The following is a 15,741-nucleotide window of genomic DNA, read 5'->3' as shown; positions in this document are numbered from 1 at the left end:
TAACGATTTTTTATTATATATCGTTCGTCTTTTAAGAATTTCCATACAAAAAAACAAGTACACTTATTCTTCCGGGTGTACTTGCTGGTGTTTTTGAAATTCTTCTTGTAATTCAGGACGTTCGGCAAAAAATTGAATCATCCCGTTGATCTTATCGAGCGCTTCAATACTGATGTGATGTTCGATCCCTTCCACGTCTTTGTAGATCAATGATTCATCTACTCCGACCAGGCGCAGAAAATCTTCCAACAACGCATGCCGTTCGACAAGACGTTTTCCGATTTTCCGTCCTTTTGCCGTCAGCATCAATCCGCGGTACTTTTCGTAGACCAGATACTCTTCCCGGTCTAACTTCTGGACCATCTTCGTGACAGACGACGGATGAACGCCTAACAGCTCTGCAATATCGGACACACGGGCATATCCTTTTTCTTCAATCAACATATAAATCTGTTCTAAATAATCTTCCATACTCGGAGTCGGCACGACATCACCTTCCAATCCATCTCTTTAGCGCTTCCAGTTCCATTCTTCACTACGATACTTCTCTGCTAACCGTTCAATTTCCTGCCATTGGGTGCTGTTGAACTCCAGCGGTCTGAAGGTCAGTTGAAGTACGTCTTCAAATCCTTTTACAAAGGCAAGGCGGACTTCTTCGAATGAAACGGAGCGTCCCGCCAACTCATTTAAGGCAACCGCTTTTCCGGCAAATCGCGCTTTCATTCGTTCACGCATCGTCTCATCTTCGTAAAGAAAGCAATCAAACAATTCCCCTTCATCCACTGACAGCGGAACGGAACCATGTTGCAACACGACTCCTTGATGCCGGACTTGTGCACTTCCGGCCACTTTTCGTTTCCCGACCGCAAGTTCGTAATACGATGCCGCATCAAAACAGACGGCAGACTTCGGTTTTCGTAATTCTTCTTTTTCTTCTTCTGTCATCGGAACCGAAAATTCAACGGGAATGCCTAAATGATGGTACCCTTTACGGATTCCTTCTGTCAGCATCCGGTAACTTTCAATGACGGTTTTCGGGACCCCTTCCATCTGTTCGGGAAGAATCACACTGTACGTCAATTCATCCGCATGCAGGACGGCCCGGCCGCCGGTCATCCGGCGAACGATCGGAATCCCCAGCGCCTCGATCCGGTTTCGGTCAATATCTTTGGTCGCCCGTTGAAAATGACCGACACTTAACCCTCTTGGTTCCCATGAATAAAAACGAAGTGTCGGTGCCACTTCGCCGCGACCGACAAAACCGATTAAAGCTTCATCAATTGCCATGTTTAATGCCGGTTCCATTCTTTCAGTCGTCAATACTTGCCACTCTCTGATCAAGTGAACACCCCCAGAAACGTTTCCGTATTAGTGTATCAGACCCTTTCTATCCTGCGCAACGACGAGTCGATTGCCGAAATCGATTTCGTTTACTATAATGGTAAAGATGTTATATGAACGAAGGGGTTGGAACTTAGATATGGAAATCAGTACAATCATCACGATCGTATTATGGGTGGCTTTGATCGCTTATATCATATGGCGCTTCATGCCGGTCAAAGGAATTACAAAACTTTCACAAGAAGAATTCCGGGCAAATTACCGGAAAGCACAAATCGTGGATGTCCGCGAGACACAGGAATTCAAAGGCGGACATATCATCGGAGCCCGTAACATACCGGTCAGTCAGATGAAAATGCGTGCTAAAGAATTACGCAAGGACATGCCGATCTATTTGTACTGCCAAGGCAACATGCGTTCGTCGCAAGCGGCCAAAGTCCTGAAAAAAGCAGGTTATACAAATCTGTATCAACTTAAAGGCGGCTTCAAGCAGTGGACTGGAAAAGTTAAACGCAGCTGATTCCTCTTATTTCATAACAAAAACCATCCCCGTCAACTGAGACGCGGTGGGCTAACCTAAAATTTTGAGACAATATAAAACACCTTCGGAGTGGTACACTTTTAAAAAGTACTAACATCGGAGGTGTTTTTGCATGGGCAAAAACGTATATTCAAGTGAAGTGAAATGGGCAGTAGTAAAAGATAAGTTGAGTGGTAAGTTGACGACGAAAGAAATCATGGAGAAGTACGGAATCAAAAATGAATCTCAAATCAAAACATGGATGAGATGGTATCGCGCTAACGAACATTATCGATTTGATCAGCCGATTGGAAAACAATATACCTATGGACATGGTCCAGATTCTGCGAGTGAGGATGACAAGAGCGAACGACAAATGTCTCATCTGAAGATGGAAAACGAGATCTTAAAAAAGTACATGGAGATCGAAAGAGAGTTGAGAAAGAAGCAGTCATAAAAATTGTAGAATTGCTTCAGGGAAAGTATACAATCACCGCCATTCTTAGCGTTTTGAATGTACCCAAAGCAAACTATTACCGTTGGATTAAAGAATCTGTGAAAGCACCTTCGGTGCTCGAAAAAGCCATCATTGAACTAAGTAAACAGACGAAGTATCGGAATGGCCATCGAAAAATAAAGGCATTATTACAGCAAATTTATCAGTTGAAAGCCAATCGGAATACCGTACAGAAAATCATGCAAAAACACCATCTCCAATGTCGGATCAAACCGAAACGAAGATGGAAGTCTCAAGGTGAGCGCATCATAACGGCACCGGATCTTATCAAACGTGATTTCACAGCAAGTAAACCGAATCAGAAGTGGGTGACGGATATCACCTATATCCAATACGGCAGCACGACAAAATATCTTTCAACTATCATGGACCTATTCAATAACGAGATCATCGCCTACAAGTTATACGAGCATCAACAAACGCCTCTTGTGATTGATACGTTGAAGATAGCGCTTGAGAATCGAAACTACCCCGAAGGGGTCATCCTTCATTCGGATCAAGGCAGTGTTTATACATCATATGCCTTTCAAGAATTCGTTAAGAGGAATTACCTAACAAGTAGCATGTCTCGTAGAGGAAACTGTTGGGACAACGCAGTGATCGAATCGTTCCACTCTAATTTAAAGTCCGAGGAGTTCCAGTACGTCAAATTTAATTCGCTAAGAGACTATGAGGTCTCTGAACGCGTTATTAATTACTTAAACTACTATAACGAAGAACGAATCCAAGAAAAATTAGGCTACCTCACACCGAAAAAATACGGTGTACTGGCAGCCTAATCAAGGTGTTTTATATGTGTCTCATATTGCTGGGTCAGTCTAGTCTACGGGATGGTTTTTTGGTTTAAACGTGTACTTCTTGTTTCGGCTGATAACGTAAAATCGGCTTGCGGGCCGCTAATGTCTCATCCATTCGTTTAACGACCGTCGTATGCGGTGCGTTCAAGACGACGTCCGGTGTTTCTTCCACTTCTTTTGCGATCTGGAGCATCGCATCACAGAAGGCATCAAGCGTCTCTTTCGATTCGGTTTCCGTCGGTTCGATCATGATACACTCTTCGACATTCAACGGGAAGTAAATCGTCGGTGGATGATATCCGAAGTCAAGCAGACGTTTTGCGATATCGAGTGTCCGTACCCCAAGTGCTTTTTGACGACGGCCCGACAGGACAAATTCGTGTTTGCAATAGACGTCATAAGGGGCATCATATGCGCCTTTCAGACGTGCCAACATATAATTGGCATTCAAGACGGCTTCTTTTGAAACGCGGGCAAGTCCTGCGCCTCCCATTGTCCGGATATAACTGTAGGCCCGAACGTTGATACCGAAGTTTCCGTAGAACGGTTTGACACGTCCGATTGATTCCGGACGGTCGTAATCGAGTACAAAACCTTCTGCTGTCTTGGCAACAATCGGTTTTGGCAGATACGGAATCAAATCTTTTTTGACACCGACCGGACCTGAACCCGGACCGCCGCCGCCGTGAGGGCCCGTAAACGTCTTATGGAGATTCAAGTGGACGACATCAAAGCCCATGTCTCCCGGACGTGCAATTCCCATGATTGCATTTGAATTCGCGCCGTCATAGTACAGTTTTCCTCCGGCTTCATGGACCGCTTTCGCAATCTCAACGATATCCGACTCAAACAGACCGAGCGTATTCGGGTTCGTCAGCATCAATGCGGCCGTATCTTCCCCGACTTTACTCTTTAGGTCAGCTAGGTCAACTAATCCGCGCTCGTCAGATAAGACGGTCACCGTATCAAAACCAGCGACAGAAGCCGATGCCGGATTTGTTCCGTGGGCGGAGTCCGGGACGAGAACTTTCGTCCGTTTAAAGTCACCCCGGGCATGGTGATAAGCTTTGATCAACATTAATCCCGTCCACTCACCATGCGCTCCCGCTGCCGGTTGCAACGTCACTTCGTCCATACCGGTAATGACCGCAAGTTTTTCTTGTAAATCGTACATCAGTCCGAGAGCCCCTTGAACGCTCTCAACCGGTTGCAACGGGTGGATATGGGCGAATCCAGGGAGACGTGCCATATCTTCATTGATTTTCGGATTGTATTTCATCGTACATGAACCAAGCGGATAGAAACCGGAATCGACCCCGTGATTTCGGTTCGAAAGCGCTGTATAGTGACGGACAAGATCGAGTTCGGACACTTCCGGCAACTCGACGTCTTCCTGGCGCAGCAAATGGGCAGGCAGTAATTCTTCCGCCGCTACTTCATCAACCGTCGGAAGCGGTAAACTGTAGGCGACACGACCGGCTTTTGAGATTTCAAAAATCAATGTCTGTTCACTAGTTTTATGCATGAGTCAGTCCTCCTAACGCAGTCACGAATTGATCCAATTCTTCTTTTGTCCGTAGTTCAGTCGCACAAACGAGCATTTGGTTGCTCCGGCTTTCGTCGAACGTACCAAGCGGCAGTCCACCGATGATCCCGGCTTGCAACAACTGTTTGCCGGCTTCTGTCGCATCAATTGGCAATTCCACCACAAATTCATTGAAGCTCGGACCGTCGTCCACGATGTGGAAGCCTGCTTGAATCAATGATTTTTTCAAGGCGTAGGCCGTCTGGAGGTTGCGGGTTGCCAGTACACGGATTCCGCGTTTTCCCAGTGCACTCATTGCAATTGATGCAGCCAAAGCGTTTAAGGCCTGGTTCGAACAGATATTCGAAGTCGCTTTATCACGACGTATGTGTTGCTCACGTGCTTGTAACGTCAGGACGAACCCGCGTTTTCCGTCCTCATCGACTGTCTGACCGACAAGACGTCCCGGAATTTTTCGCATCAAGGCTTTTGTCGTCGTGAAGTATCCACACGTCGGTCCACCGAAGCTCTGCGGAATACCGAATGGTTGGCAGTCCCCGATCGTAATGTCGGCGCCGAGCTTACCAGGCGCCTCTAACAAACCGAGCGCAAGCGGATTGGCCGAGACAATGAATAGACCGCCTTTCGCATGTGTCGCGTCCGCCAGTGCCTGTAAGTCTTCGACACGTCCATAGAAGTTCGGATACTGTACGATGACGCAGGCGACATCCTCCAGTGCATCCAGGTTCGCAATCGCCGTTTCCCCATTCACGAGCGGCAGCGTCTCCACTTCAAGCCCGGGACCGTTTGCATATGTCCGTACGACATCGTGTGCTTCCGGATGGACACCATCCGAGAGAACGATTGTTTTTTTCTTCTTGTGGGCACAGGCAAGCATCGCCGCTTCAGCCAGTGCGGTGATCCCGTCATACATGGAAGAGTTCGCGACATCCATTCCTGTCAGTTCACAGATCATCGTTTGGTACTCGAAGATTGCCTGCAGCTCCCCTTGCGAAATTTCAGGCTGATACGGCGTGTACGCCGTGTAGAACTCAGACCGGAGTAACATATGGTTGACGACAGCCGGTGCATAGTGGTCATAAATGCCGGCACCGAGGAACGACGGGTACTGTTTCGTATTCATGTTTTGATCGGCAAGTTTTGAGAGCGTTCGAATCAAGTCAGTTTCCGGTAACGGAATGCCCACTTCTTCCAACGTCCCTTGGTCGCGTACACTTGCCGGAATATCGGCAAGCAGGTCTTCTATCGAGTCTGCACCAATCGTCTGTAACATTTCTTTTTCATCTTCTTGCGTCATCGGTAAATAACGAAAATCCATCTTTTATGTCCCCCTTATTTGCTCCGGCGATAGAATGGCGTATCAATTCGTTTTGCTGCCAGTTTTTTTCCGCGTACTTCGATTTCAAATGTTTCCTCGGTCGCATATTCCGTCGGCACAAGTGCTAACGCAATGGCTTTACCAATTGTCGGTGGTAATGTACCCGTCGTAACGAATCCGATAGTTTCCCCATTTACCAAAACAGGAGCATCTTGACGAGCGATCCCTTTATCCGTCAGTTCAAGACCAATCAATTGACGACGCGGTCCGTCTTCTTTCTGTTTCACCAAGACTTCCGATCCGACAAACGACTTCACTTGCGGTTTAACGGCAAATCCCATCCCTGCTTCAATCGGTGAAATCGTCGCTGATAACTCGTGTCCGTATAACGGCAGGCAGGCTTCAAATCGTAACGTATCCCGGGCACCCAGCCCGCACGGTACGACATCCGCTTCCAATAACGCATTCCAGACCGCTGATGCGTCTGCTGACGGCATATACAATTCGAAGCCGTCTTCCCCTGTATAACCGCTGCGTGATACAAGCATCTCGACTCCAGCCAATTCTCCTTGCGCAAAGCGGAAAAATTTGATGTCTTCCAGCTTGAGTGCCGTCAGTTCCTGCAACACTTCAACAGCTTTTGGACCTTGAACGGCAATTTGACCGTAGGCATCCGATTGATTTTCAAGCAACACGTCCCCCGTCAGATACTGACGTAAGTGTGCTTCATCTTTCTCGATGTTGGATGCATTGACGACGAGCAGGTAATCCTGTTCGTCCAAACGATATACCAACAAATCGTCTACTGTCCCGCCGTCTTCTTGACATAAGACGTTGTATTGAGCCTGTCCGATCGCAATCTTCGAGATATCATTCGACAGCGTCTGTTGCAAAAACGCTAACGCATCTGATCCGGAAACAAATAACTCGCCCATATGGGATACATCAAACATCCCGACACGTTCCCGCACCGCTGTATGCTCTTCCTTGATGGATGAAAACAGAACTGGCATTTCAAACCCTGCAAAATCGACCATTTTCCCCGTTGGTGCAATGATGTCGAACAATGGCGTTCTCTTCAATGTCGTCTGACTCATACTTTTCCCCCTAATTACGAACATTTTCAATTCCTTTTCTCTTTATTGTTCAACTTTCAATTACATTCTACCAATTTCGAATCTTTTATTCTAGGTTTATTCGGAAATTGAACAAAAGGAAAGAGAGAAAGGACAAAGTCCCTTCTCTCCTATTGTTTCATATTCAGCCGATGAAAGCCATTTCAAAATGGTTTGAGTCCGGCAGTATGTTCAACTTCTGTTTTAAGACGTTGCCCTTCAGCAATGAGTTGACGTCCTCCTTGCTCGACACGCTTCCCTTCCGCGACCAAATGATCAATGTTTCCTTTAATTTGATCGATCCGGCTTGTCGTATGATCAATGCCCGTCTGCAACGTTTGTTGACGAATTGAAAAACGTTCCAGCAGTTGTTTGAGCACTGCCACATCTTTTGAAATTTTCTTCTTGTATAAGCTTAACCCGAAAATCACCAGACCGATGATGGCTAAGACGATAATTCCAAGATTGATCCAAATCATACATTCTCCTCCAGTATCGATTCAATTTCTTTTGCCAGTTCGCGGACGGTTTTTGTTCCGTCCAAGCGGATATTGGCCAACCGTGCGTAAACGGGACGCCGTCTCCGAAATAACTTTTCGACTGTCATCCGTGATTTGACAAGTGGACGGGATGGATCTGTCCTGATCCGATTCCAGACCAGATGGAACGGCGTATCAATCCAGATGATGAGTCCCGATTCTTGCATGAGCGTCCGATTTTCCAAACGCTCGATAATTCCGCCTCCCGTGATGACAATCTCTGCTTCGCTGTTCCGTAACAATTCGACTTCCCGATCCCGAAATCCTGTTTCGCCGTATTTTGCGAAGAAATCCGTAATCGAACCGTATTCCTGGACGAAGCGTTCATCCAGTTCCTCGACATCGTAACGTGTCTGAAGGTGACGTCCAATCGCTGTTTTACCAGTTCCCATAAAACCAATCAAATAAACCTTATCCATTCGAAACGACCGCCTCGATTCTCTGTCCGTTATCTAGTATCGCTTCCATTTTAAAGCCTTTATCTGTCCGTGTACAGATAACCCGGCCAATCGGATACCGAACGGTTTCATCTTGACGGCAGTCGTCCGTCGCGGCTCGTACCAGCGACTCGAGTTGTAACGCCTCTTTCTCCAGTTGAATCTGCTTGACCGCTTCATCCATCTGATGACAGCCTAACAAGATGGCCACACCTATCCCGAGCAGGAGTAACAAGGTTTGAATCAGGATGAACCCGTGTTCTTGCACTGAACGGTTCGTTGACGCTGATTGAGCTCGAAAATCAGCGTCCGTCCTTCCTGCCGGACCTGATAATGCGTTACATCGTGGGCATAAGTCAGTTCGCCTCCAAATTCTTTTTTTAATCGGATTTGATTTTGGACACGGACGAGCCGCCACTTGATCGGCTCCTCTTCCGGATCGACGTCCACGCCGTGAACCTCATCCCCCTGCTTCTCACAAGAAGTACTTCGCCACATCAGCCGTTCAATCGTATGAAAAAATAACTCTTCATCCATCCGTTGTTCCTGATGTGCGGTACTGACGATTTGTGTCATAGCAATCAGACTAATCAATAAGAGCGGGCTCAGCCAAAGGACCAACGAAATTTCGAGGAGTGTCGTTCCGGATTGAGCTCGCCAAACAGAGCCCCTCACTACACCACATCCCTTCCCGGATATCGTATCCCGTTCTTTTTTCTGCAATTTGATCGGATGCCATTTGATCGAGCCGCCGCGTTTCGACCAGCAATTGATTTTTCTGCTTTTGAACAGACAACACAGGATCGATTGCGAGTATCAGGAAAAACGCGATGGCAACCATTGACAAGACGACTTCAAGGAGTGTGAATCCCTGTTGCTGAACACTTATATTTTTCACGGTTTTCACCTCAATTTTTGAATCAGCATCTGATAGTTGCCGAGTAAAAATTTGATTTCAAATGCTTGTGTCGTCGATTGACAGACCCAGGTCGAGGCATACGTCGAATGATAACTTTTAAAATAAATGATCCGTCCGTTTGAAGGTACGACACAGGAATGCCCCGGTTGAAACGTCCGTTGCCATAACAGCCGGTCATTCGCCATGACCAAATAACCTTTCCCGTCATTTTTCCAACGAAGCTGCATCTGATTCTGGTCACTCGTTTTAGAATACTGAATCAGTCGAAGTGTTTGGATATCCTGCTCGAGTATTCCAATGTCCTGTTCCAACGTATACAAGGCCGGCCGCCGCTCAATGACGGTCGGCAACAGTAACACTAACAGGCATCCGATCATTACTAGGACAACCGTCATCTCAATTAATGTAAATCCGTCATTTGACTTTCGTAAGTTCCCCAGTCTTCGCATCATACGTATAGGTCTCCTGATCGCAAGCAAGCTCGTTCGGTTTTTCCGCCGTTCCTCGATTGATGGTTTGCAGTGATTCTGGATATTTTTTCTCCTTGGCATAGTAAAGATTTACTTCGGAACGGATGACACGGATGTTTGCTTCGCAACTGACTCCTTTCGCCTGATCTTTCCCGCTCGTCATCGTCGGAATCAATACGAGTAAAAGCAAAGAAATGATCAGCAGGACAGCTGCCATTTCGAGCAATGTAAACCCTCGTTGATTTTGAATAAACCGTTTCATTTAATCGACTCCTCGTCTCTTTAAAATGGAAGTTGCTGAATCGCGAGTTGGATCGGATAATACAGAATCAAGAATAGTGTGCCTGTCATCACGGTTAATCCTCCGTACAATGCCGGTTCAATCAGCAACAGTTTCTTTTCGACTTCTTCCTCAATCGATTCATGTAACAATGCTGCCTGTTCCAGTAATAAAGGGCCTAAATCACCACTTTCCCGTGCAATATGAACCAATCCGACAGTTTCAACATCAATGATGTTTTCATCCTGCATCGCTTCCGATAATGGTTGACCGCTTTTTTGACGGTGATGCAACATCTGGTACATCTGTTTCTTTTTACCGGTTTGCCCTTGTTCCAAGGCATGAAAAGCTTCTTCCAATGAAAATCCGGCATCGATGAAGGAGCCGACCTCGATTGTAAACAGATAGCTGTAATACAAACGAAGCATTTTTTGAATCATCTTCATCCGCAACAGTCGTTTTATCGGTATACGGCGGATCAGAAGAATCAGTCCGACCATCGTTGTCAGCGGAGCAAATGCCATGACGTATTTGGCGGAAGGATGAATGAGGGGACGGACGAACGGAGGTAAGGTAGCCGGATTCGACATCTCGAGTAGGGAAGGAAATACGTAGAGGGCATAAAACATGAATAGCAACAGCAGACTGACAGCCAAGACAATTGGATAACGGGCCATCTTCCAAAACTTCTTTTTCATCTGACTTTCAAGCTCAAGTAATCGGATGACTTGTCGTAAAATCATCAGCGGACGTTCCGTTTGATCTCCTACTCTAAGTAATTGTTGTAACGCGGTCGGCAAGTTTAACGGTTCGAGGGCAAACGAAAGCCGGTTGCCCTGTTGTAATCGTTCTTGAATCTCACGAATGACCGGAATAAGCAAAGGGTCTTCAAAACGAATCAGTATATCGAGTGCCTCTTTTGTTGAGATTCCTTTTGACAAGAGGCGATGGAATCGATTTAAGAACCGACCTTTGCTAGCGCTTGTAAGTTTTCGACGGTACAGCGCACGTTCCCCTCCTCCCGATATAGATGAATGATTTTTTTGCATACTGATAATTCTTCTTTCGTTATACCTAATGTCCTTAATCGCAGCATCGCCTCAGCAATCGATCCTGCATGTAGCGTAAACAACACGACATGACCGCTCAGTGCCGCATTGATGGTCAATCGTGCCGCTTCCGCCGTTCTCACCTCACCAAAAGCAATCCAGTCCGGATCAGCCCGGAGAATTTCTTCAAAGCACCGGGTCGCATCAAAACCAGCCTTCGCATTTAACTCCAGCTGTAAAATTCCCGGTACGCTGCATTCGATCGGATCTTCGACCGAAATAATCCGTTTCCCTTCCATCGAGGCCATCAACGAGTAAAGCATCGTCGTTTTCCCCGCTCCTGTCGTGCCCGAAATGATAATGCATCCATGTGTTTGTTGTTTCATCCAGATTAAATCGTCTTCAGGATCAAGCAAACCGGCCGCAACTTTGTCAGACACGACCGCCCGGTAAAATCGCCAGGACATGGCATCACCATATCGGCTCGGTAAGATGGAAACACGCATCCCGTTCTCTTCCAGAGGATAAAGACCGCTTTGAGGAATTCGTTCATTCTGTTCCTTTAGGTTGGCTTCATAGCGAACGTGACTGACGATCGACCGGTACTGGTCAATCGGTATCGAGGATTGTTCGTTTAACCCGCCATTCGCCCGACAGATGACTTGTGCCGTTTGGTCACCTGGAATAAAATGCACATCGGTCGCTCCAACCGTTTCAAATTGGTGAATCAATTGACTGATCTGTTCTCTCAACCCAACACCTCCTTAATCAAAAAATACAAAAAAAAAGAAGCCGAAACAAATCGGCTTCTTTAAGATACTTGGGCAATAATTCGGTTTTTACGTTTCGCAAGTGTCTCGAGTCCTGGTTTATCGTATCCGATTACAAGTTGTTTACCGTCAGTAATGATTGGACGGCGTAACAATTTTGGATTGTCACTCATCAAACGAAGTAGTTCGCTTAATTTCATGTCATCGACATCAATTCCCAAATCTTTAAATGCTTGGCTGCGTGTCGCCAGTAAACTTTCGATTCCATCTGTTGAAAGTTTAAGCAATTCCATCAACTCATCTACTGTTGGAGCATTTCTGAACAGATGACGTTCCTCTACATCAACATGTTCCTCTTTTAACCATGATTTCGTTTTACGACAAGATGTACAGCTTGGATACGTGAAAAATATCAACTCATTCGCCATTATTGCTCCTCCTCTCAAAATCTACGCTTCTCATTACAGAAACTATACCACGCATCCTTCCTTTTGTACACCTTTTGTACAACTATTGTACAAGTTTTTTTCAAACTTCATCTTTTGTTCACAGTTATTCCTTAACAAACACTAGAACATGATGGACGGATGATTGTTTGCTTGGTAAAATAAGTACGTATATTGACTATCTGTCGGATTTAGGGGGTTATATGAATGGGGAGAATGTACCGCGTACTCGGATTTTGGACTGGCATCATTGCAGTCATGGCATTTATCGGCGCTCTAGGTGGAGATGCCAGCTCAAGTGAACATACGGATTCATTTTTAGTTATGGGCTTCGTCTTCTTGGCACAAACAGTATTTTTTGCAGCATTAGGCTATCTTCGCCTAACTGAAAAAACGTATGTCTACATTTTTGCAGCGTACTTAACAGTATTCTTTATCGTCTTCACGTATTGGTCCAACTTCCAAATGTGAACAAAAATCCCTCGCCTTCGAATGAAGACGAGGGATTTTTTCATTTCTTCAGAAAAAAGGATTGTGCTTGATTTCCTGACGTAACGTCGTTTCCGGTCCATGTCCCGGATAAAATGTTGTATCGTGCGGTATTTCTGCAATGACACGATCGATGGACCGCATCAGTACGTTTTGATCGCCGCCTTCCAGGTCCGTTCGACCGACACTTCGTTTAAAAATCAGATCCCCTGCAAATGCAACCTGCTCTTTTTTAAAATAAAACGTCACACTGCCCGGTGAGTGTCCCGGTGTTTCCAAAACATGAAACTGAAACGGACCAATTTCCAAAGAACCGCTTACCAACAATTGTTCTGCCGGCTTCACCTTTAATGGCGGCATGTTGAACTTAATCGATCCATTCAGATTCGGATTCGACAACCATTTCGTTTCATTTGGATGAATGTATGCCGGAGCCGACGTAAAACGCCGCAACATATCGACACCGCCAATATGATCGAAGTGGGCATGTGTTAAAAGAATGGCTTCGACCTTAGCATCGCGTTTTTCAATTTCATCAAAAAAACGCATATCTTCCGTTCCCGGATCAATCACTAAACATTTTCCTTCTTTAAAAAGAAGATAGCCGTTTTCCGAAGCCATACCTGAAGTAATACTTACGATTTCCATCTCATCAAACTCCTTTGTTGATATTCTTCTCTACTATACACGAAATTGTCGAAAGTTCGTCGTCCCCCCTCTCGACTTTATTCGCTCAGTCGGCTAAACTAAAAAGTGAGATTTAAGTGAAATCTTCGTGAACTTCATAACGTGATTTTTAAGGGGGAATACGTCATGCATTTGGATCAACCAATCGGTTGGCTTTTCTTTATCGTTGCACTCGTCGGCGTGTGGGCCGTCTTGCGTTCACTTAAGAAACGTCAAATGTTTCCACTCGTATTTGCTGGACTGACTGTTATCTTATTTGGTTGGTTTGGTATTGCGACATTGATTTTCGGCGGAATTCCGTCATAATCATGGTTTACACAAAAAAGGTCAGCATTCCAAATCGGAGTGCTGACCTTTTTTGTAGCCTGACAGTGTGGAAGTAATACCTCAAAAAAAAGACGGGAACGATTACACATCGTCCCCGTCTTTTAAATTATTTAGAAGTTTGAAGGAAACGTAACAGATCACCATAGATGACTTTATCCGATAAACCGAGTTCTTTCTCAGACTGTTTGACGGACTCTTTACAGATAGCGCCGTCTTTCTCGTCTGTGACTTCTTCACCGGTCTTACGGTCATAACATGTCTCTTGCGTGTAGACTGTCTTATCCGTTACGACAGAACCGTCCCGGAACAACGCATAATCTTTATGTTCTTTCGAGAACAGATCCGTTCCGAACAATACTTCATCTTTGAAATCGTAACCGAGCAGATTTAACAACGTCGGCTTGATATCAATTTGACTTGCGACCTCATCGTGTTTGACACCTTTGTCTTGTCCAGGTAAGTGGATCAAGAACGGTACACGTTGTAATTGAGCAACATCATACGGTGTTAACTCGTCTTTTTTCAACAATTCCGCCATCGCAGCATTGTGATTCGTCGAGATTCCGTAATGATCACCGTATACCATGAAAATCGTATCATCCCAAGTGCCGTCTTTCTTTAATCCTTCGATGAACTTACCGAGCGCCATGTCTTGATAAGCGAGTGCTTGAACATAATGATTTAATGTCGTCGAACTCGTTTCAAGCGGCGGTACGAGTTCATCTTCCGGTTTGGGCATTTCAAACGGATAATGGTTCGTCAACGTGATGAACTTCGAGTAGAACGGGCGCGGAAGATCTTTCAGCATCGGTAACGATTGCTCAAAGAACTTATCGTCCAGTAAGCCCCACTCTGTTAAATCTTCCGGATTACCTAAATCGTAATCTGTTTCCGAGAAGAAACGGTCCACTCCGAAACTGTTGTAAACAATATCACGGTTCCAGAATGACTTGTTGTTTGCATGGAAAACAGCTGAATAATAACCGTCTTCTTTTAACATCTCAGGTGTGGCGCGGAATTCATTTTCTCCATTTGTAAAGAATGCGGATCCACGACCGAGTGGATAAATCGAGTTTTCCAAGATAAACTCGGCGTCCGATGTTTTTCCTTGTCCAGTATTGTGATAGAAATTATCCCAATAGTGCGAGTCTTTGATCAGTTTATTAAGGTTAGGTGTGACTTCCTGCCCATTCGGTGCTTTTAAGCCGACAGCAAACGATTGAGCTGACTCAAATGAAATCACGATGACGTTTTTCCCTTTATACTTCCCAAACATCGCCGGGTTCGGTTCAGCGTACTTAGAATCTACAAACCCTTGCACTTCAGAGAGCTCCGAGCTGTCCGCCATTGCTTTTTGTGCTGACGTTTTTGACTGGATCAGCGCATCGTACATATGGAAGTTAAACGTCCCGATATTTTTAACGAGAAGCTCGCGGTCAAACGCACGTGTCAATAGTTCCGGCCGTTCTGTTTCAGCAAGTGCCAGGTTCCCAAGGAAAACGGCTGTTGCTGCGACGAAAGCGAGAATCGCACGTCCGCGTGATGCAATATTTTTCGACATATCCATTTTTCGAAGGAAGAATGGAAGAATCAACAAGTCACCGACAATCAGCAAATCTGCCCATGACAATAATGAAGTTAGTGAAGCGGATACTGTCTCTGCGTTCGATGTCTGGAACAGAACCGGTAATGTCAAATAGTCATTGAAGAAACGGAAGAAAATGATATCCGCATACAGAACAAGTGTCGCAACGACAAGAGTTCCGTAGATGAACCATTTTTGAACGTTTCCGCGGAAGAAGAAACTGAATCCAAACATAAACAGTGCCGAACTGATTGGATTGATCAGTAAGATGAATGCCTGGGCCGAATTGGTGACCGGCACATTAAAAAAGAGCGTATACGCCAAATATGTTTTTAACCAAATCAGAAGTGTCGCAATCCAAAAGAGCTTGTGCTCCTTATACGTACTGCGTACACCTTGACCCAGCTTTAGCCGCATACGCGACCAGATGCTTGAGTCTTGCTGCATAAAAACCTGCCTCCTAATATACGTGTGTCCTTTTTGATTGAACTTTTACACGTCTTACATGTCTTAATCTATTTATACCCGTATCACGTGAAAATTTTACGCTTACTTTTACAAAAATGCAACCGGAATCCGGTCGATACTT

General features: G+C 45.5%; 21 protein-coding genes. 4 read left to right on the top strand and 17 right to left on the bottom strand.

Annotation, left to right across the window (positions count from 1 at the left end; all coding sequences use genetic code 11):
• Window positions 1-63: 63 nt before the first annotated feature.
• Together mntR and ABIC15_RS05560 are read right to left on the bottom strand one after the other, a co-directional pair.
• Window positions 64-486, bottom strand: a complete 423-nt coding sequence (gene mntR, locus ABIC15_RS05565) for a transcriptional regulator MntR (RefSeq protein WP_012369798.1) — start codon at window positions 484-486, stop codon at window positions 64-66.
• Between the two features lie 24 nt (window positions 487-510).
• Window positions 511-1,341 carry a lipoate--protein ligase family protein gene (locus ABIC15_RS05560; RefSeq protein ID WP_354019957.1) on the bottom strand — a complete coding sequence of 277 codons (831 nt, stop codon included), beginning with the start codon at window positions 1,339-1,341 and terminating at the stop codon, window positions 511-513.
• Between the two features lie 139 nt (window positions 1,342-1,480).
• On the opposite strand from ABIC15_RS05560, the gene ABIC15_RS05555 reads away from it, so the two are divergent.
• Together ABIC15_RS05555 and ABIC15_RS05550 are read left to right on the top strand one after the other, a co-directional pair.
• Entirely contained in the window at window positions 1,481-1,861 is a 381-nt protein-coding gene (locus tag ABIC15_RS05555) for a rhodanese-like domain-containing protein (RefSeq protein ID WP_012369796.1), read from the top strand.
• Window positions 1,862-1,994: 133 nt separating this feature from the next.
• Window positions 1,995-3,157, top strand: a protein-coding gene (locus tag ABIC15_RS05550; RefSeq protein ID WP_354019955.1) for an IS3 family transposase whose coding sequence is annotated in 2 segments (ribosomal slippage) — window positions 1,995-2,271 and window positions 2,271-3,157 — 1,164 coding nt in all. Because the reading frame shifts where the segments join, the coding sequence is not laid out codon by codon here.
• A gap of 64 nt (window positions 3,158-3,221) precedes the next feature.
• On the opposite strand, the gene gcvPB is transcribed toward ABIC15_RS05550, so the two are convergent.
• The 13 genes from gcvPB to ABIC15_RS05485 all read right to left on the bottom strand — a co-directional run bounded on the left by gcvPB (window position 3,222) and on the right by ABIC15_RS05485 (window position 12,046).
• Window positions 3,222-4,700 (bottom strand): aminomethyl-transferring glycine dehydrogenase subunit GcvPB, encoded by a 1,479-nt coding sequence (gcvPB, locus tag ABIC15_RS05545; protein ID WP_290830174.1) that lies wholly within the window; start codon window positions 4,698-4,700, stop codon window positions 3,222-3,224.
• The gene (gcvPA, locus tag ABIC15_RS05540; RefSeq protein WP_354019952.1) at window positions 4,693-6,039 is read right to left on the bottom strand and encodes an aminomethyl-transferring glycine dehydrogenase subunit GcvPA; all 1,347 of its coding nucleotides are present in this window, start codon (window positions 6,037-6,039) and stop codon (window positions 4,693-4,695) included. Before gcvPA ends, gcvPB begins: the two co-directional genes overlap by 8 nt.
• A 14-nt stretch (window positions 6,040-6,053) precedes the next feature.
• A complete protein-coding gene (gcvT, locus tag ABIC15_RS05535) occupies window positions 6,054-7,136 on the bottom strand; it encodes a glycine cleavage system aminomethyltransferase GcvT (RefSeq protein WP_012369793.1) in 1,083 nt (360 codons plus the stop codon).
• A 182-nt stretch (window positions 7,137-7,318) separates the two neighbouring features.
• Complete coding sequence (locus ABIC15_RS05530; protein WP_012369792.1) at window positions 7,319-7,633, bottom strand: hypothetical protein; 315 nt, start codon at window positions 7,631-7,633, stop codon at window positions 7,319-7,321.
• Entirely contained in the window at window positions 7,630-8,112 is a 483-nt protein-coding gene (locus tag ABIC15_RS05525) for a shikimate kinase (RefSeq protein ID WP_012369791.1), read from the bottom strand. The genes ABIC15_RS05530 and ABIC15_RS05525 overlap by 4 nt, the downstream gene beginning before the upstream one ends.
• A complete protein-coding gene (locus ABIC15_RS05520) occupies window positions 8,105-8,398 on the bottom strand; it encodes a hypothetical protein (protein WP_012369790.1) in 294 nt (97 codons plus the stop codon). The genes ABIC15_RS05525 and ABIC15_RS05520 overlap by 8 nt, the downstream gene beginning before the upstream one ends.
• Entirely contained in the window at window positions 8,374-8,706 is a 333-nt protein-coding gene (locus ABIC15_RS05515; RefSeq protein WP_234944577.1) for a hypothetical protein, read from the bottom strand. Before ABIC15_RS05515 ends, ABIC15_RS05520 begins: the two co-directional genes overlap by 25 nt.
• Before the next feature lie 10 nt (window positions 8,707-8,716).
• Window positions 8,717-9,028: a PulJ/GspJ family protein gene (locus ABIC15_RS05510; protein WP_012369788.1), complete on the bottom strand. Its 312-nt coding sequence runs from the start codon at window positions 9,026-9,028 to the stop codon at window positions 8,717-8,719.
• Window positions 9,029-9,033: 5 nt separating this feature from the next.
• Window positions 9,034-9,501 carry a prepilin-type N-terminal cleavage/methylation domain-containing protein gene (locus tag ABIC15_RS05505; protein WP_012369787.1) on the bottom strand — a complete coding sequence of 156 codons (468 nt, stop codon included), beginning with the start codon at window positions 9,499-9,501 and terminating at the stop codon, window positions 9,034-9,036.
• Complete coding sequence (locus ABIC15_RS05500; protein WP_012369786.1) at window positions 9,464-9,781, bottom strand: competence type IV pilus major pilin ComGC; 318 nt, start codon at window positions 9,779-9,781, stop codon at window positions 9,464-9,466. Before ABIC15_RS05500 ends, ABIC15_RS05505 begins: the two co-directional genes overlap by 38 nt.
• 20 nt (window positions 9,782-9,801) lie before the next feature.
• Entirely contained in the window at window positions 9,802-10,740 is a 939-nt protein-coding gene (locus ABIC15_RS05495) for a type II secretion system F family protein (RefSeq protein ID WP_012369785.1), read from the bottom strand.
• Window positions 10,741-10,757: 17 nt separating this feature from the next.
• Window positions 10,758-11,600 carry an ATPase, T2SS/T4P/T4SS family gene (locus ABIC15_RS05490; RefSeq protein WP_012369784.1) on the bottom strand — a complete coding sequence of 281 codons (843 nt, stop codon included), beginning with the start codon at window positions 11,598-11,600 and terminating at the stop codon, window positions 10,758-10,760.
• A 59-nt stretch (window positions 11,601-11,659) separates the two neighbouring features.
• Complete coding sequence (locus ABIC15_RS05485) at window positions 11,660-12,046, bottom strand: Spx/MgsR family RNA polymerase-binding regulatory protein (RefSeq protein ID WP_012369783.1); 387 nt, start codon at window positions 12,044-12,046, stop codon at window positions 11,660-11,662.
• 225 nt (window positions 12,047-12,271) lie between these two features.
• Here ABIC15_RS05485 and ABIC15_RS05480 point away from each other — a divergent pair, with 225 nt between their 5' ends.
• Window positions 12,272-12,535: a DUF2626 family protein gene (locus ABIC15_RS05480; RefSeq protein ID WP_012369782.1), complete on the top strand. Its 264-nt coding sequence runs from the start codon at window positions 12,272-12,274 to the stop codon at window positions 12,533-12,535.
• A 48-nt stretch (window positions 12,536-12,583) separates the two neighbouring features.
• Here the strand turns inward: ABIC15_RS05480 and ABIC15_RS05475 are convergent, their stop codons facing one another.
• Complete coding sequence (locus ABIC15_RS05475; protein ID WP_354019948.1) at window positions 12,584-13,201, bottom strand: MBL fold metallo-hydrolase; 618 nt, start codon at window positions 13,199-13,201, stop codon at window positions 12,584-12,586.
• Between the two features lie 165 nt (window positions 13,202-13,366).
• Between ABIC15_RS05475 and ABIC15_RS05470 the strand changes: the two genes are divergently transcribed.
• Window positions 13,367-13,546 (top strand): DUF2759 domain-containing protein, encoded by a 180-nt coding sequence (locus ABIC15_RS05470; protein ID WP_012369780.1) that lies wholly within the window; start codon window positions 13,367-13,369, stop codon window positions 13,544-13,546.
• Window positions 13,547-13,673: 127 nt separating this feature from the next.
• Here ABIC15_RS05470 and ABIC15_RS05465 read toward each other — a convergent pair whose 3' ends face one another.
• On the bottom strand, window positions 13,674-15,599 hold the full coding sequence (locus ABIC15_RS05465; RefSeq protein ID WP_012369779.1) for an LTA synthase family protein: 1,926 nt from the start codon (window positions 15,597-15,599) through the stop codon (window positions 13,674-13,676).
• Between the last annotated feature and the right edge of the window lie 142 nt (window positions 15,600-15,741).

Source organism: Exiguobacterium sp. PvP048 (assembly GCF_040549175.1).
Taxonomy (GTDB): domain Bacteria; phylum Bacillota; class Bacilli; order Exiguobacteriales; family Exiguobacteriaceae; genus Exiguobacterium_A; species Exiguobacterium_A artemiae.
The sequence above is the reverse complement of the archived record's forward strand: the minus strand, read 5'-3'. Positions and strand labels throughout refer to the sequence as shown.

What these genes read in the sequence shown, in the direction of transcription:
- ABIC15_RS05555 (WP_012369796.1), top strand. Translation starts at nt 1,481, where the DNA reads ATGGAAATCAGTACAATCATCACGATCGTATTATGGGTGGCTTTGATC.
- gcvPB (WP_290830174.1), bottom strand. Translation starts at nt 4,700, where the DNA reads ATGCATAAAACTAGTGAACAGACATTGATTTTTGAAATCTCAAAAGCC.
- gcvPA (WP_354019952.1), bottom strand. Translation starts at nt 6,039, where the DNA reads ATGGATTTTCGTTATTTACCGATGACGCAAGAAGATGAAAAAGAAATG.
- gcvT (WP_012369793.1), bottom strand. Translation starts at nt 7,136, where the DNA reads ATGAGTCAGACGACATTGAAGAGAACGCCATTGTTCGACATCATTGCA.
- ABIC15_RS05530 (WP_012369792.1), bottom strand. Translation starts at nt 7,633, where the DNA reads ATGATTTGGATCAATCTTGGAATTATCGTCTTAGCCATCATCGGTCTG.
- ABIC15_RS05525 (WP_012369791.1), bottom strand. Translation starts at nt 8,112, where the DNA reads ATGGATAAGGTTTATTTGATTGGTTTTATGGGAACTGGTAAAACAGCG.
- ABIC15_RS05515 (WP_234944577.1), bottom strand. Translation starts at nt 8,706, where the DNA reads ATGACACAAATCGTCAGTACCGCACATCAGGAACAACGGATGGATGAA.
- ABIC15_RS05505 (WP_012369787.1), bottom strand. Translation starts at nt 9,501, where the DNA reads ATGATGCGAAGACTGGGGAACTTACGAAAGTCAAATGACGGATTTACA.
- ABIC15_RS05500 (WP_012369786.1), bottom strand. Translation starts at nt 9,781, where the DNA reads ATGAAACGGTTTATTCAAAATCAACGAGGGTTTACATTGCTCGAAATG.
- ABIC15_RS05485 (WP_012369783.1), bottom strand. Translation starts at nt 12,046, where the DNA reads ATGGCGAATGAGTTGATATTTTTCACGTATCCAAGCTGTACATCTTGT.
- ABIC15_RS05480 (WP_012369782.1), top strand. Translation starts at nt 12,272, where the DNA reads ATGGGGAGAATGTACCGCGTACTCGGATTTTGGACTGGCATCATTGCA.
- ABIC15_RS05475 (WP_354019948.1), bottom strand. Translation starts at nt 13,201, where the DNA reads ATGGAAATCGTAAGTATTACTTCAGGTATGGCTTCGGAAAACGGCTAT.
- ABIC15_RS05470 (WP_012369780.1), top strand. Translation starts at nt 13,367, where the DNA reads ATGCATTTGGATCAACCAATCGGTTGGCTTTTCTTTATCGTTGCACTC.
- ABIC15_RS05465 (WP_012369779.1), bottom strand. Translation starts at nt 15,599, where the DNA reads ATGCAGCAAGACTCAAGCATCTGGTCGCGTATGCGGCTAAAGCTGGGT.